Here is a 622-nt window from a genome sequence, read left to right on the forward strand (position 1 = left end):
ACGCTCGCCGATACCATTGATGGTGCCTTCAATTTGGCGAGCACCGGCTTGTACTGCTGCAATTGAGTTTGCGACCGACATGCCCAAGTCATCATGACAGTGCACAGAAATGATGGCCTTGTCGATGTTCGGCACGCGGTTGAAAAGCGTTTGGATGATGCCACCGAACTCGCTTGGCACTGTGTAGCCAACGGTATCGGGAATGTTGATGGTGCTTGCGCCAGCATCAATTGCGGCTTCAACCATGCGACATAGATTGTCGATTGGTGTTCGGCCTGCGTCTTCACAAGAAAATTCGACATCATCGGTGTAGTTACGCGCGTGTTTAACGGCGTTGACCGCCATTTCAAGTACGTCATCGTAACTGCGGCGTAGCTTGTCTTGAACGTGAATCGTGGAAGTGGCTAGAAAAGTGTGGATACGGAATTGGTCAGCAACTTTTAGCGCCTCAGCTGCGGCATCGATGTCTTTCGCAACGGCACGCGAAAGGGCACAAACTCGGCTATTTTTGATGTGTTTTGCAATAGTTTGTACGGACTCGAAATCGCCAGGGGAAGAGATAGGAAAACCGGCTTCGATAACATCAACGCTCAGCCTTTCAAGCGCATAGGCAATCTGCAGT

1 pseudogene is annotated in these 622 nt (G+C 50.6%); it reads right to left on the reverse strand.

Features of this window, described 5'->3' with window-relative positions:
- A pseudogene (locus tag R7Q48_RS28585) lies at positions 1-622 on the reverse strand (2-isopropylmalate synthase); the annotation flags it as partial.

This window comes from Vibrio sp. 378, from assembly GCF_033339435.1.